The sequence below is a fragment of the Cognatundibacterium rivi genome, assembly GCF_018139565.1.
GTDB lineage: Bacteria > Pseudomonadota > Gammaproteobacteria > Burkholderiales > Burkholderiaceae_D > Undibacterium > Undibacterium rivi.
Window position 1 is genome coordinate 34,063 of the sequence record NZ_JAGSPK010000001.1, and the last position, 14,594, is coordinate 48,656.

General features: G+C 50.1%; 13 protein-coding genes. 7 read left to right on the plus strand and 6 right to left on the minus strand.

Annotation, left to right across the window (positions count from 1 at the left end):
- Positions 1–156 precede the first annotated feature (156 nt).
- Positions 157–1,467 (plus strand): dicarboxylate/amino acid:cation symporter, encoded by a 1,311-nt coding sequence (locus KDM87_RS00140; protein WP_212677236.1) that lies wholly within the window; start codon positions 157–159, stop codon positions 1,465–1,467.
- Positions 1,468–1,548: 81 nt separating this feature from the next.
- On the opposite strand, the gene KDM87_RS00145 is transcribed toward KDM87_RS00140, so the two are convergent.
- Positions 1,549–2,772, minus strand: coding sequence for a TCR/Tet family MFS transporter (locus tag KDM87_RS00145; protein WP_212677237.1), 1,224 nt, complete (start codon positions 2,770–2,772; stop codon positions 1,549–1,551).
- A 128-nt stretch (positions 2,773–2,900) separates the two neighbouring features.
- On the opposite strand from KDM87_RS00145, the gene paeA reads away from it, so the two are divergent.
- Positions 2,901–4,211: a polyamine export protein PaeA gene (gene paeA, locus KDM87_RS00150; RefSeq protein WP_212677238.1), complete on the plus strand. Its 1,311-nt coding sequence runs from the start codon at positions 2,901–2,903 to the stop codon at positions 4,209–4,211.
- 82 nt (positions 4,212–4,293) lie between these two features.
- Positions 4,294–5,568 (plus strand): Hsp70 family protein, encoded by a 1,275-nt coding sequence (locus tag KDM87_RS00155; protein WP_212677239.1) that lies wholly within the window; start codon positions 4,294–4,296, stop codon positions 5,566–5,568.
- A gap of 76 nt (positions 5,569–5,644) precedes the next feature.
- Here KDM87_RS00155 and KDM87_RS00160 read toward each other — a convergent pair whose 3' ends face one another.
- The gene (locus KDM87_RS00160) at positions 5,645–6,166 is read right to left on the minus strand and encodes a Spy/CpxP family protein refolding chaperone (protein WP_212677240.1); all 522 of its coding nucleotides are present in this window, start codon (positions 6,164–6,166) and stop codon (positions 5,645–5,647) included.
- A 373-nt stretch (positions 6,167–6,539) separates the two neighbouring features.
- Here KDM87_RS00160 and KDM87_RS00165 point away from each other — a divergent pair, with 373 nt between their 5' ends.
- Both KDM87_RS00165 and KDM87_RS00170 read left to right on the plus strand, forming a co-directional pair.
- Positions 6,540–7,265 (plus strand): response regulator, encoded by a 726-nt coding sequence (locus tag KDM87_RS00165; RefSeq protein WP_212677241.1) that lies wholly within the window; start codon positions 6,540–6,542, stop codon positions 7,263–7,265.
- A complete protein-coding gene (locus KDM87_RS00170) occupies positions 7,265–8,614 on the plus strand; it encodes an ATP-binding protein (protein ID WP_230407528.1) in 1,350 nt (449 codons plus the stop codon). Before KDM87_RS00165 ends, KDM87_RS00170 begins: the two co-directional genes overlap by 1 nt.
- A 54-nt stretch (positions 8,615–8,668) precedes the next feature.
- Here the strand turns inward: KDM87_RS00170 and ygiD are convergent, their stop codons facing one another.
- Positions 8,669–9,445 (minus strand): 4,5-DOPA-extradiol-dioxygenase, encoded by a 777-nt coding sequence (ygiD, locus tag KDM87_RS00175; protein ID WP_212677242.1) that lies wholly within the window; start codon positions 9,443–9,445, stop codon positions 8,669–8,671.
- Between the two features lie 218 nt (positions 9,446–9,663).
- Here ygiD and KDM87_RS00180 point away from each other — a divergent pair, with 218 nt between their 5' ends.
- Positions 9,664–10,119, plus strand: coding sequence for a DUF2721 domain-containing protein (locus KDM87_RS00180; RefSeq protein WP_230407529.1), 456 nt, complete (start codon positions 9,664–9,666; stop codon positions 10,117–10,119).
- A gap of 22 nt (positions 10,120–10,141) precedes the next feature.
- Here the strand turns inward: KDM87_RS00180 and KDM87_RS00185 are convergent, their stop codons facing one another.
- A complete protein-coding gene (locus KDM87_RS00185; RefSeq protein ID WP_212677243.1) occupies positions 10,142–11,524 on the minus strand; it encodes a hypothetical protein in 1,383 nt (460 codons plus the stop codon).
- 171 nt (positions 11,525–11,695) lie between these two features.
- Here KDM87_RS00185 and KDM87_RS00190 point away from each other — a divergent pair, with 171 nt between their 5' ends.
- Positions 11,696–13,363 (plus strand): long-chain fatty acid--CoA ligase, encoded by a 1,668-nt coding sequence (locus tag KDM87_RS00190; protein WP_212677244.1) that lies wholly within the window; start codon positions 11,696–11,698, stop codon positions 13,361–13,363.
- Between the two features lie 67 nt (positions 13,364–13,430).
- Here KDM87_RS00190 and KDM87_RS00195 read toward each other — a convergent pair whose 3' ends face one another.
- A complete protein-coding gene (locus KDM87_RS00195) occupies positions 13,431–13,859 on the minus strand; it encodes a PaaI family thioesterase (protein ID WP_212677245.1) in 429 nt (142 codons plus the stop codon).
- A gap of 38 nt (positions 13,860–13,897) precedes the next feature.
- Positions 13,898–14,587: a glycine-rich domain-containing protein gene (locus KDM87_RS00200; protein ID WP_212677246.1), complete on the minus strand. Its 690-nt coding sequence runs from the start codon at positions 14,585–14,587 to the stop codon at positions 13,898–13,900.
- Positions 14,588–14,594: the final 7 nt, after the last annotated feature.

Below are 14,594 nucleotides of genomic sequence, written 5' to 3' on the forward strand. Positions count from 1 at the left end.
CTCCACTACCCGCTTGGCAGATTGGCAATCGTGTGGAAACCCACAATTGCCCGGACTTGCCTATTTTTTGATAATACTTCCGGTTAGAAATCATTGTGATTGTTATGGCGCATGCATTCTCGCCATCAAATTTCACAAAATTATCGGAGACGGCAAATGAATAAGCCACCAATTTACAAATCCCTGTATTTTCAGGTGATCAGCGCCATCATCATCGGCGTTTTATTAGGTCACTATTACCCTGATTCCGGCGCGGCAATGAAACCGCTGGGTGACGGCTTCATCAAGCTGATCAAGATGATGATTGCACCGATTATTTTCTGTACCGTGGTGGTTGGTATCGCCGGTATGGAAGATATGAAAAAAGTAGGTAAAACTGGCGGTATGGCACTGCTGTACTTTGAAGTTGTCAGTACGCTGGCGCTGATTGTCGGGCTGGTCATGATCAATCTCGTACAACCCGGTGCCGGTATGCATATCGATGTGAATGCGCTCGATACCAAAGGAATCGCAGCCTTCACTGCTCCGGGAAAAATGCAGACAACGACCGAGTTTCTGATGGCCATTATTCCGACAACCATTGTCGATGCATTTGCCAAAGGTGAAATTCTGCAAGTCTTGCTGATCTCGGTATTTTTTGGTTTTGCATTGCATCGTTTCGGTGGTCGTGGCACGCTGGTTTTTGACTTTATCGAAAAATTCTCTCACGTCTTATTCGTCATCGTTGGCTACATCATGAAAGCAGCGCCAATTGGTGCGTTCGGTGCGATGGCATTTACTATCGGTAAATTCGGTGTTTCCTCACTGCTGTCACTCGGTTATCTGATGGCGACTTTTTATGGAACCTGCCTGATTTTCATTTTCGTCGTTCTCGGCACGATTGCTAAGTTCCACGGTTTCAGCATCTGGAAATTCGTCAAATACATCAAAGAAGAATTGCTGATCGTGCTCGGTACATCATCGTCAGAATCCGCATTGCCGGGGATTATCGCGAAGCTGGAAAAACTGGGCGTCAAAAAATCAGTCGTTGGTCTGGTTGTTCCAACCGGTTATTCATTTAACCTCGATGGCACTTCGATTTATCTGACCATGGCCGCGGTATTCATTGCGCAAGCAACCGATACACCGATGAGCCTGATGCAGCAAATTACTTTGCTGGCCGTCTTATTGCTGACCTCCAAAGGCGCGGCTGGTATCACCGGCAGCGGCTTTATCGTGCTGGCTGCCACCTTGTCTGCGGTAGGCCACGTCCCGGTTGCAGGTCTCGCTCTGATACTCGGTATTGACCGCTTCATGTCAGAAGCCCGCGCATTGACGAATCTGATCGGGAACGGCGTTGCAACTATCGTCGTGGCGAAGTGGGGAAATGACGTCAACATGCAACAACTGGAAAATGGTCTGAATTCAATCAGCCCGGCAGACAATGATGATTACGAAGCGATGATGGATGTACCACGGCATCGCTGATCGGTTGATGATCATAAAAAAAAGCGGACATCAGTCCGCTTTTTTTATAGGTGCAAATTTTCGTATGCAAATGATAGCGCGCTATTTTTTCAAGTGTCGCGTCGCCAGCAAAAGCGCAAATAATTGTACTGTTGCCGCCATAAAGAACGGCGCACCAAGCATCCAACTACCGCGCGGAAAATGACTCACCTGTGCCAGCAACGCCGTGCCAGTGAGTGTCGCGGCAACGCTCATGATACTCGCCAGTGCGCTTAGTGAGCCCATGGCTAAACCTTGCGAACGCGCATTCACAGCACGCGAAAAAAAAGCCTGTAAAGCTGGCCCGGAAGCAAATGCCAGCATATTGCACAGGATCAGGACATACATCATCCAACCCTGCGTAGCCACGCCGTACAGACTCAGCGCAATACACGAAGACGTGAGGCCAAACAAAACAGCATTCGCATCACCGACACGCTGAATATAACGCGTCAGAAAAACACCTTGCATCAGCACACTGGAAATACCGACCATAAACAGGGAAAACCCATTTTGCATCGGCGTCCAGCCAAAACGTAATTCTGTCGATAAAACCCAGGTCGTTTGCAAAATAAACTGGGCAAACATCGACAACGCATACACCCATACCAATGGTCCCACGCTCTGTAAATGCGCAAGCCCGTTCAGTCCGGCAAATGGGTTGGCCGATAACAGTGAAAAGGCTTTACGGTGTTCCGGCGATAAGGATTCAGGCAAAGAGAAATAGCCGTAGACCACGTTTGCCAGCGACACAACGGCCGCCAGATAAAACGGGTAATGAATATTGGCTTCACCGAGCAGCCCGCCGATCACAGGTCCGCAGATAAAGCCAAGACCAAACATCGCGCCAATTTTTCCCAGCGCCTTGCTGCGATTTTCCGGAGCGCTGACATCCGCAATATAGGCCGTTGCAACTGACAGATTACCCGCCGTCACACCGCCCAAAGCCCGGATAAACAGCAGCCAGTATATGGATGTCGCCTGAGTCAGTAAAATAAAATTCAGCCCCAGTCCGAACACACAGGTCAGCAACACCGGACGGCGACCAAAGCGGTCACTCAGTGCGCCGATCACCGGTGCAAAGAAAAACTGCATCACGCCATAGATGGCGACAATCGCACCATACCAGTATGCCTGCATATCACTCTGCAGAGTGAACGACGCCACCAGCCGGGGCAGAACAGGAATGATCAGACCGATGCCGAGAATATCCAGAAAGACAGTAATCAGCACAAAACGCACATTCGTCGACAAAGACGTTTGCTCAGAAGAATCCGGTGGAGGCATCGGCACTCTCTTTCGATACAATAAAAATTCAGGGATCAATTTGCGGTGTCGCCGTCTTACACGCATTATCAGGCGAGTGTTTGCATAGTATATGATTAACCCTGACAACATGCTTCACGGGAGTTAACATGGCCTTATTTGATCACTTTCTGGTCATTGCTTTGCTGGTTGCGATCAGTGCATTTTTCTCGATGGCAGAAATTTCTCTTGCTGCGGCGAGAAAAATGAAATTGCAGGTACTGGAATCAGAAGGGGAATTGCGCGCAACGAAAGTACTGGAGCTGCAACAGGCACCCGGTCATTTTTTTACCGTTGTACAAATCGGCCTGAACGCAGTCGCCATACTCGGCGGTATTCTGGGTGAACAGGCACTGACGCCGTATTTTTCTGCAGTATTCCACGCATTATTCGGAGATCACAGTTGGGTCGATACTGCGAGTTTTCTGACCTCATTTGTCTTTGTTACTTCCATTTTTATTCTTTTCGCTGATCTGATTCCAAAAAAACTGGCGATGATCGCACCTGAGTCCGTAGCGATGGTAGTGATTACCCCGATGCGTTTATGTGCCGGCGTGTTTAAGCCACTGGTATGGATATTCAATGGTTTATCCAATCTGATTTTCAAGTTACTGAATTTGCCGACGGTTCGCGACGAACAGATCACTTCGGATGAGATTTATGCGATGGTCGATGCCGGTGCTGAAGCAGGGGTATTGCAGGCACGTGAACACCATATGATAGGCAATGTGTTTGAGCTGGAAAGCCGCACCGTCCCGAGTGCCATGTCGCAACGCGACAGCATCGTATTTTTCACCTTGCAGGATACCGATGCCGTCATACGTCAGAAAATTGCAGATAATGCGCACAGCAAGTTTCTGGTCTGCGATGGCCACATCGATAATGTCGTCGGTTACGTCGAGTCTAAGGATATTCTCAAGCGCGTGCTGACCAATCAGGCATTTTCCAAAGTACAGGAACTGTCGATCAGAACTGCGCTGGCGGTACCGGATTCACTGACTTTGTCGGAAATGCTTGAGCAATTTAAAGGGACGCGCGAGGATTTTGCCGTGATCCTCAATGAATACGCGCTGGTTGTCGGTGTCATCACGCTCAATGATGTCCTGAGTACACTGATGGGAAATCTGGTACATCCGTTTCTGGAAGACCAGATCGTCCAGCGCGACACAAACTCGTGGTTGATTGACGGCGCGACAACGATAGAAGACGTATGTCGTGCACTGAACATAGATTCCTTGCCCGGGCAGGGCAGCTATGAGACTATTGCGGGCTTCATGATGACGATGCTCAAAAAGATACCGAAGCGTACCGATTTCGTCATGGTGGACCGGTATAAGTTTGAAGTGGTCGATATCGACCATTACCGTATCGATCAGCTGCTGGTCGTTCTTCAGCAAGAACCGCCGGCAACACCGGAATAACGGCTTCTGTACAGAAGTCACTCATTTTCAGCGCCGCCAGCATCAGGTTGACGGCGTTTTCGTTTTTTTATCAGGATGTTTCATGTCGCAAGCTTGTGGAGTAGATTTTGGTACCTCAAACTCAACTGTGGGTTGGCATCGTGGCGCGCAATCCGTTTTGCTGGCGCTGGAACAAGATAAGCTGACTTTACCGTCGGTCATTTTCTTTAATGCCGAAGAACACGAGGTCAGCTACGGACGTGCAGCGCTGGCAAACTATCTGGCGGGGTATGAAGGGCGCCTGATGCGCTCGATGAAAAGCTTGCTGGGTACCAGCCTGATCGATGGCCAAACGGAAGTGATGGGCAAACCACTCGCATTTCGCGATTTGTTATCGCAATTTATCGGTGAACTGAAAAAACGTGCCGAACTATCCGCCGGACAAGCGTTTGAACATGCGGTATTCGGTCGTCCCGTCCATTTCATCGACGATAACCGCCAGGCCGATCAGATCGCCCAGAACACGCTGGAAGACATTGCCCGCGCAGTTGGTTTCAAAGAAGTGCATTTTCAGTTTGAACCTATCGCGGCCGCCTTCGATTATGAATCGCGCATAGAAAAAGAAGAGTTGGTTCTGATTGCCGATATCGGCGGTGGTACTTCCGATTTTTCTCTGGTGCGTCTGGCACCTGAACGCGCTCATTTACTGGATAGGCATGACGATATTCTGGGTAATGGCGGCATCCATATCGGTGGTACGGATTTCGATAAATATCTGAGCCTGACCCACATCATGCCCTTGCTGGGATTAGGCGGCAGACTGGCGAATCAGACCGATGTGCCATCGAGTTATTATTTTAATCTGGCGACATGGCACACGATCAATCTGGCCTACACGCAAAAAGTCTGGCGGGAATTACAGGATGTATATCGCGACATACAAAGCAGCGATGTGCGTCAGCGCTTTGAACGCTTATTGAATCTGGTCGAAGACCGGGATGGGCACTGGCTGGCGATCAAATCAGAAGAAGCCAAGATTTTATTGTCGGATCAGGATGCCATCAATCTGCCGCTGGAACGTCTGCGCAGCAAACCGGTATCTGTGCCCTGTTCACTGATACTGGAACAAGAAGGCTTGCAATCAGCTATCGGCCATCTGAGCCGCGATATTGCGCAAGCAGTCGCCAACGTATTGCAGCAGGCCGGTATTCGCCCCGATCAGGTGGACACAGTCTTCTTTACCGGCGGGTCCAGTGGCGTGCGCGGTTTGCGTCAGCAAATTGCGGCAATCGTGCCGAACGCACGTAAGGTGGAAGGCGATTTATTCGGCAGTATCGGAGCAGGTCTGGGCTTAGACGCAGCACGGCGATTCGCCTGACGATAGAAAAAATATCGCTTAAAAAATAAAACGGGCACCCGATGAAGGTGCCCGTTTTATTTTGCTTCTGAATGTTTTATGGCTTGTCCATCATACCCGGCGCATCGCCGCGTTTATGCATTTGCCGCGCCATGTGACCCTGCATTTTGTGCTGCAGGCGACGATGACTTTCATCAAAAATCTTTTGCTGTTCAGGCGTCAATGTCGCATAGAAAGTCTTCGTAGCAGCCAGACGATCCTGTAACGCCGATTGATGCTCTTTCATTTTTTCCAGCATTTTTTCCATGCGTTGCGGTGTGGTCAGCTTATCCAGCTCTTTAAAATCTTCGCGCGGCGGCATGGCTTTAGGCGTGACCGATTGTATGAATGTTTTCCACGCGGGCTCCTGTGCTGCCGTAATCTTTAAAGTATCGTGCAGCTCTGCCTGATGCTTGGCAAAACGTTCTTTCATCTGCTCTGGATTTTTACCAGGCTCTCCCATAGGATGTTGCGGACGGGGAGGGACGTCCGGTGCAGTTTGTGCTAACGCTATCGCACTGACGCCACAACAGGAAGTAAGGACAACTGCCAGCAAAGTTTGTTTGAAATTTTTCATCATTAATCTTTCTGAATGCACGGAAAAAGCTCAGACTTTGCAGATACTTTTTCTTTAAACAGGACTGACGCAAAATTGCTCCGGTCAGGAGCCATAACGCCGATGGGGCGGTTTTGCGTCAGTCCTATAAAATAAAACAACTGCAGTTGAGCAACATTGATCTGTCCACATCTTGCCGGGATAACAGTCAACAGTCTCATTGTGCTTGCGTCTTGTATCCGGTAAATATCAATTACGTTCAGGTTTGTATCTCTGTGTAACAACGCCGGAACGAGTGTCCGTCTGATGTTTCGTACTATGTCGGCAAAGCGTTATCATAACAAGACGATACAAACCCACGATGCCTTTCACGGAGACCCGGTTCATAATGAAGACCATGGATACCTCAAATAAAATACTCATTGTTGACGACGACCGCGATATCCGCAGTTTACTGGCGGAATATCTGGATCAGAACGGCTATTCCGCTGTCATGGCGGCGGATGGTACCGCGATGTGGGCGGCATTACAGGAACACCAATTTGAACTGATCGTCCTCGACCTGAATTTACCGGGAGACGACGGTCTGACTTTATGCCGGAATCTTCGCAGCAAATCGACGATTCCCGTCATTATGCTGACCGCGCGTGGTGAACCTTTAGACCGGATACTCGGGCTGGAAATGGGTGCTGACGACTATCTGCCGAAACCATTCGAGCCACGCGAATTACTGGCACGCATACGCAGTGTGTTAAGGCGAACACAAAATAATCAACTGGGTGCCAATAATGACGGTTTACAAAAACTGAAATTTGCCGGCTGGGTGCTGGATATGACTGCCCGTCATCTGATCGCCCCGGACGATATGATTGTTTCCTTGTCCGGTGCCGAATACAGGATGCTGAATATTTTTCTCGAACACCCGAATCGCGTCCTGAACCGGGATCAGTTATTGAATATGACACACGGCCGCGATGCCGATCCTTTTGATCGTTCTATCGATATCCAGATCAGCCGTCTGCGCCAGAAACTGCGGGAAGATGCGCGCTCTCCACAAATCATTAAAACAGTTCGTAACGGTGGCTATGTGCTGGCGGTGACAGTAACGGCAGAGAAGCACTGATGGCGATGTTGTCGTCAATGTGGGGACGGGTTTTTGGCGCGCTTCTGATCGGCGTTTTATTATCCGCTACCCTGACAGTATGGCTGGCTTTTGGCGAGCGCGAAAAAACACTGATGCAATATCGCGAGTCACATTCTATCGACAGGATAGAACAGTTAATCAGTGCGCTCGATACCTTGCCCACAGCGAATCGCGAGAGTTTTCTGGCGACGGCGCCGCGGTTGGGGTTACAGGTCACCACATTACCCGAAAATATCAGCGATACCGGCCCGCGCTCAGAATACGCGCGAGCTGTCAGCGAACGGCTGGGTAGGAATTTCCGCGTACTGTCTCTGCCGACTGATCCGTCAACCTGCCCGCGTCCGCCCAAAAATGCCGTGCTGATGCGAGTGCCATGTGAGGCGCTCAGTATTACCTTGCACGATGGCACCGTGTTACGTCTGACAGTGATGCCACCAAAAACACCAGCGCCACCGCTGCGTGATGATTTCATACAATATTTCTTTTTATTTCTGACCTTCATTGCAGTATTGGCGTTGATTATTGCCAGAATGACGATGCGTCCTCTGCGCCATATGGCAGAAGCGGCCACGGCACTGGGGCAAGACATTAATCGTCCGCCCTTACCTGAAAAAGGTGCCAGCGAGATCGTGACTGCGACACGGGCATTCAATGCGATGCAGGCACGGATACGCCACCATATTTCACAGCGCACACATATGCTGGCGGCGATTACTCACGATTTACAAACACCCTTAACCCGTTTGCGTCTGCGCCTGGAAAAAGTCAGTGATGCTGAATTACGCGAAAAATTGATCGGTGATTTATCCGCTATGCAGATGATGATCAGGGAAGGATTGGATCTGGCACGCAGTATAGAAAGCAGTGAAACCCGCCGACCGCTGGATATTGATTCACTGCTCGACAGCGTTTGCAGTGATGCCACCGAGGCGGGGCAAGACGTCAGCTTTTCAGGATTGCCAGGAATTACGGTCTTAGCCAAACCTCAGGCGCTGCGGCGCTGTCTGACGAATCTGATTGATAATGCTGTTAAATACGGACACTACGCAAAAGTCAGTATGTCAAAAGAAAAAGACGGTGGCAAAGACGTTTTACAGATTTTCATACGGGACGGCGGCACTGGCATCCCAACAGAACTGCAAGAAAAAGTATTCGAGCCGTTTTATCGCATGGAGACGTCACGCTCACGCGAATCCGGTGGTTCTGGTCTCGGGCTGACCATTGCGCAAAATATCGCGCAACAACATGACGGACAACTGCAACTGCGCAACTTGCCCGAGGGCGGTCTGGAAGTACGCCTGACCCTGCCGATTCAGAATCTGCAATAAGCCTCTGCCAGAAAGCCCTATAGTCACATAGTAGCGGGCTTTCCGGCACGCGCCTCAGGATATGAGAACAGTCATCATACTGATGGCACCAAGATCCATACCATCCACAACGATCTCGGTCTTGTCATCACCATTTTTACTTCCCATCACATACAGCAACGGCAAAAAATGTTCAGAGGTCGGCACGGAGAGTGCAGCATCCTCACCGAATTGCTGGTAATTCACCAGCTTTTCGGTGTCATCTTCGAGAATAGCTTTACGCATGGCATTATTGAAGCGGTGCGCCCAGTCAAAGCCGGGTGACTGAAAAGCCATACGGCGTAAATTGTGCACCACATTACCGCTCGCCATCAGCATGATGCCCTCATCCCGCAAAGCCGCCAGCCGCCGTCCTAATTCGAAATGCCAACTGGCCGGCTGGGTCAGATCCAGGCTCAGTTGTAACACCGGGATTTGCGCCTGTGGATACATCTTCACCAGTACCGACCAGGTGCCGTGATCCAGCCCCCATTGCTGATCGAGTACCACAGGTAACGGTGCAAGATGTTCAGCAATGTGCTGTGCCAGCGCCGGATCACCGGGAGCCGGATATTGAATGTCAAACAAGGCTTGCGGAAAACCACCGAAGTCATGAATCGTCTGCGGCTGCTTCATTGCCGTTATCGCCACACCACGCGTCATCCAGTGTGCCGATATCATCAGTATCGCTTTTGGCGTTGGAGAACGTTGCCCCAATGCCTCCCAGGCCTGGGTATAAATATTATTTTCGATGGCATTCATGGGGCTGCCATGTCCGACGAAAATAGCTGGCATGCGCTGTGTCTGAGTCATAAATAAGTCCTGATGTGATCTGGTTTGAATCTATCAACAATATATGCAACCTGAGCTCAATTATTGCAAGCACAAACCGGTATAAGGCAGGCTCACAAGCGACAGATAGTTAACAGTAACGGGCTCTAGGATAGAATATTTTTGAAAAGCAGGTAGGCAAGAACATCAATGCAATTCAGCTACAAGGTAGAATCACGCAAAAATTAGAAAGGAATTTCATGATCAGTCTTCAGCTTGGCGACGTCAGCCATATTATCCAACTCGCGATTGCGCCCGTTTTTCTGCTGACTGGTGTCGGCACGAAACTCGCCGTATTGACCAGCCGTCTGGCAAGGATTATCGACAGAGCGAGAGTGGTGGAAAATTTACTGCAGACAAACGCAACAGTGGGTCTCGAAGAGGAACTGGTTGAATTGTTTCAACGCTCACATCTGATCAATCGTGCAATTACGCTGAGCACAACCTGCGGCTTATTGATCTGTCTCGTGATTGCTGCGCTTTTTGTCGGTGACGCGGTTGGTTTGAATCTTGATAAATTAATTGCAGGTCTGTTCGTGGGCGGTATTTTGTCGCTGATCGGCAGCTTTGTTTATTTTATGAGTGAAATCATCGTTGCAACTAGAACGCTGGATCGCCAACATCAACGCGACAGAATCAGACATTTGCAACGCTGATTCTGTCGACGGAATATCGCTTTCAGTTCTTGGGCTGTACTTGCACCAGTAAATCGACACTGGCACTTCCGGGATTGGCCACCGTAATTGGAAAATAATCTGCCGACACCCGGAAACTCAGGGTTGTCGCGACAGATACGGTCGGCGCGATAAAACCAGCAATCTGCGAATTTGTGCCTACCAGTGTTACCAACGGAGTATTTGTCTGCGTCCAGCTGAAATACAGAGGCGATGATCCGGTGTAATTCGGTGTTTCTGCTTTCAACTGTACGCTGGCTCCGCTCTGTACTACCTGCACCAGATTGTATGAAGTTAATGTAATCGGCGGCAGGGCGCTGACAAAAAACACGACATCTTTTTGTTTAACGGTATCTGCCGAAGTCCCATCCGCCGCAATCGGTGCAGTAGAGGCGTTCAGCGTAAATACATAAGTTGATGTGGTCGTGACGACACTGGGAAAGACAACGCTGGCAACGCTGCTGGTCGGGTTGTAGATCGTCAGCGGAGTAGTGCCCGCCGGGCCGGATTTGAATTTCCACAGATAATAAATCGTACCGCTGACTTCTTTACCAAAGACGTCATACATCGTGGTTTTGCTGCCATCCAGCGCCACCGCAGCGCCAGGTTGCACAGTGCCGCCACTGTAAGAAATGGGGACAATTGTCGGCTTAAGAACAGGTGTGATCGTGATTTTCTGTGTCGCCGTACCAGTCTTTTGTTTATCGTCAGTGACACGGCATTGCAACTTGACGGTTGTGGCATCTTTCACTACGGGTGCGACAAAACTGCTGCTAGCACCGGTCGTGCTCGCCAGAGAAATCGTCAGACCAGCTGCATCTTCGACCACCCATTGATAGGCATAGGCGGTGCCACTGGTGGCAGGCGTACCGCCACTACCAGCGCAACTCAGGCTGACCTTATCACCGGATGTCACGCTCGCGTCAGCACCAGTCTGCGCCACAGGATTATTGGTCACCGAAGCGGATTGCAACACCTTTAATGTCGTCGAAGTGCTGGACGTGTTTCCCTTTGCATCCGTTGCCAGCAAGGTCAGCTTATAAGTGTAGTCGGCGGTCAGTTTTGTGGGAGGTGTCAGTTGCAAGGTGCAACTCGCCGAATTACCTGAGGTCAGCATCGTTTTGCAATCGGCATTCGTGATCGCAGTCAGCGGGTTGGCGCCCAGCGTCAGGGCTTCGGTCTGCCAGGACATTTGCGTTATCTGTCCCGCAGAACTGCTGGCCTGCCCGATAAAGCTGAGTGCATCGCCAACGGATACCGTGGATGCAGAGGGCACGCTGACAGCAACCGGGGTGCTGCCAGTGCTACTGCTGCTAGTACCACCGCCGCCACAAGCGGACAACAGAATGCTGATGGCACTGAAAGTAATTAATCTGCTGAAAACCACGGTAACTCCGATATGAAAATTGAGACTGACAGCACATTGTAACGTCAGCAGTAAAACAGAATATGTTCAAAATTACAAAACTCAGAAATTAGTTCCAATTTTACGAACGATCATGCAATTCCAGCTGAAATATGGCACTCTAAATAAAACACTATTCCAAGGAGACTCTGAATGAATACTGCTCACTACGTCCATTGGCCAAAAGGGCTGCCGCACCATCTGATCGTCCCCTCCATCAGTGTGCATGAAAATCTGCAGATTTCTGCGCAACGTTACCCGGATAAAGCAGCGATCATATTTTACGACTCCGTGCTGACTTATCGTCAGCTACATCAGGAGGTGCTAGCTTTAGCCGGATATCTGCAACAGGTTTGCGGTATTCAGCGCGGCGACCGGGTGCTGCTGGATATGCAGAACAGCCCGCAGTTCGTCATTGGTTTCTACGCGATTCTGCGGGCAGATGCGATGGTTGTGCCGGTCAACCCGATGCTGATGACAGACGAACTTGATTACTACATTAAAGACAGTGGCGCCAAAGCCGCACTGGTGTCGCAAGATGTATTTCCACGGCTAGCGCCACTCGTCGGTTGCGCGGCATTTCAACATGCAGTGGTGGCGACATACTCAGATCATCTGACCTGCGACACCACACTGAAAGTGCCCGACTTCGTTAAAGCCGCAGCCGACGTACCGGCATCACCTCAGATCACTCCGTGGAAAACAGCGATTGCTGCCGGTCTGTCACCCACGGCACATCAGGCAACACCGGATGATCTGGCCTGCATGCCATATACATCGGGCACAACAGGGCATCCGAAAGGCTGCATTCATACCCATCGCTCAGTCATGTTCAACATTGTCGCCAGTCCGACGTGGTCCGGCCCTATCGTGCCGAATAACGTCGCGCTTGCGGTACTGCCATTCTTTCATGTCACCGGTATGCAATCCGTCATGAATGCCTCGCTTTACTGTGGCGGCACGCTGGTGATTTTGCCACGCTGGGATAGAGATGTTGCGGGGCAACTGATTACCCGCTACCACGTCACCAACTGGACGCTGGTGCCATCGATGATGATCGATTTTTTATCGAATCCACGTCTTCCGGAATATGATATTTCCAAGCTGACGCGCGTGTCCGGTGGCGGTGCTGCGATGCCAGCGGCAATCGCACAAAAATTACTGGATCTGTCGGGTCAGGTTTACATGGAAGGTTACGGTTTGTCTGAAACGATGGCACCATCGCATCTGAACCCGCCACAAAGAATGAAACAGCAATGTCTGGGCATTCCCTTTTTCAATGTCGATTCCCGCGTTGTTGACCCCATTACGATGCAGGAAGTCAGACAAGGTGAGAGCGGTGAGATCTGGATACACGGCCCGCAATTATTTCAAGGTTATTGGAATGATCCGGAAAAAACGGCCGATGCTTTTGCTGAACTCGACGGTAAAAAATTTTTCCGCTCCGGCGATCTCGGCTATATCGATGAGGAAGGTTTTTTCTTTTTCACGGACAGGCTGAAACGCATGATCAATGCCAGCGGATTTAAAGTCTGGCCGGCCGAAGTCGAATCCATGATGTATCAGCATCCGGCGATACAGGAATGCTGCATCATCGCAGCACGGGATACGTATCGTGGTGAAACGGTGAAAGCACTGATCGTCAGAAAACCTGGTGCAGTGATTCACCCAGAAGAAATCATCACCTGGGCGCACGAGAAAATGGCTGCGTATAAAGTGCCGCGTCTGATTGAGTTTGTCGAGACACTACCCAAATCCGGTTCGGGCAAAATCATGTGGCGCTTGCTACAAGAAAAAGAAGCCGCCAATAACGCGGCTTAACAGGCTGAGAAACATACGCAGAGATGGTGCACAGACTTAGGCTGTATGCACCATCTGCAAGCCCGCCTCATTTTGGATAAAGTATCATTTGCGTGCATCGGAATAAAGCGATCGTCTTTCCCTCGTATGTCACTTCGGCATCCCATAACTGGGTCGTGCGCCCAAGGTGCGAAGCACTCGCCACAACTTCGATTTTGCCGCTACGGGCCGTCCCGAGATGATTCGATTTTAATTCTATGGTTGTAAAGCTGTGCGCGCCTTCTGGCAAGCTTGCCATGCAAGCGTAGCCACATGCAGTATCCGCCAGCGTGATCACGCTACCAGCATGTAAGAAACCATTCGGTGCCAGTAAATGCGGAAGCACTTCCAGCTCACCATGCGAGCGACCTTTTTCTACCGACAACATCCGTACACCAAGATGACCAGGTAAAAAATTACTGCCCAGCTGATTCAGTTTTTCGGCATGTTCTGCCTGATTTGATAACACTTGTTCCATTGTCGTCTTTCTGTTTTTCGTTTACTGGCAAAGAATTATTAATCGCCGCCACATCCACCACTGCATGATGAGCTGTCACCACCACTATCAGCAACATCGCCAAAAGAAGTGGAATCGCCAAAATCAATACTGTCTCCTGTACTGCCACCAGAATAAAAATCTCCACCGCAGTACACCGTGCCGTCGCCATTTCTGCGTAAGGCGCTGCAATCTGGCTCATAACGAAAACCATCTGCAATATTCCATTTCGCATCCAGCGCAAACAGCAAAGGTAAGCGTGTGGCGCGGCGTGGATTAATGTTTTCTTCAAGGCAGGCAAACCACCAGGTGCGACGCAAACCAATATTACTACGCTGGCTCTCACCTAACACAGCCGCCGGTGTGTGGTGCATGTAACGGCCAAAAGCTTTTTGACAAAAAGCATCGTAGTTTTTTGTGTACAAAATGAATTCGTGCCACAAATCATCCACCACTTGTGACGGCATAGAGATATGCTTGTATCCAGACTTCAGATACACCAAAAAGAATTGTCGCAGCGCTCTGGCCACCAGTTGTCTATCCTTCAAAGATAAGTCTGGACGACGTTGCTGCAAGCGTTCCAACAGGCCCGGCGGGAACATATAACTACGGATATAGTCGGCGCGCATGACCCGTCGTGTACGCAACCAGACAATGAGCAATGCCGCGGCAAGAGCGGATATCAATACGAAAATAACAATCAGGATCATTCTGACA

Bases quoted from the DNA above. Each gene is read 5' to 3' on its own strand.
- KDM87_RS00140 (WP_212677236.1), top strand. From the start codon at position 157: ATGAATAAGCCACCAATTTACAAATCCCTGTATTTTCAGGTGATCAGC.
- KDM87_RS00145 (WP_212677237.1), bottom strand. From the start codon at position 2,772: ATGCCTCCACCGGATTCTTCTGAGCAAACGTCTTTGTCGACGAATGTG.
- paeA (WP_212677238.1), top strand. From the start codon at position 2,901: ATGGCCTTATTTGATCACTTTCTGGTCATTGCTTTGCTGGTTGCGATC.
- KDM87_RS00155 (WP_212677239.1), top strand. From the start codon at position 4,294: ATGTCGCAAGCTTGTGGAGTAGATTTTGGTACCTCAAACTCAACTGTG.
- KDM87_RS00160 (WP_212677240.1), bottom strand. From the start codon at position 6,166: ATGATGAAAAATTTCAAACAAACTTTGCTGGCAGTTGTCCTTACTTCC.
- KDM87_RS00165 (WP_212677241.1), top strand. From the start codon at position 6,540: ATGGATACCTCAAATAAAATACTCATTGTTGACGACGACCGCGATATC.
- KDM87_RS00170 (WP_230407528.1), top strand. From the start codon at position 7,265: ATGGCGATGTTGTCGTCAATGTGGGGACGGGTTTTTGGCGCGCTTCTG.
- ygiD (WP_212677242.1), bottom strand. From the start codon at position 9,445: ATGACTCAGACACAGCGCATGCCAGCTATTTTCGTCGGACATGGCAGC.
- KDM87_RS00180 (WP_230407529.1), top strand. From the start codon at position 9,664: ATGATCAGTCTTCAGCTTGGCGACGTCAGCCATATTATCCAACTCGCG.
- KDM87_RS00190 (WP_212677244.1), top strand. From the start codon at position 11,696: ATGAATACTGCTCACTACGTCCATTGGCCAAAAGGGCTGCCGCACCAT.
- KDM87_RS00195 (WP_212677245.1), bottom strand. From the start codon at position 13,859: ATGGAACAAGTGTTATCAAATCAGGCAGAACATGCCGAAAAACTGAAT.
- KDM87_RS00200 (WP_212677246.1), bottom strand. From the start codon at position 14,587: ATGATCCTGATTGTTATTTTCGTATTGATATCCGCTCTTGCCGCGGCA.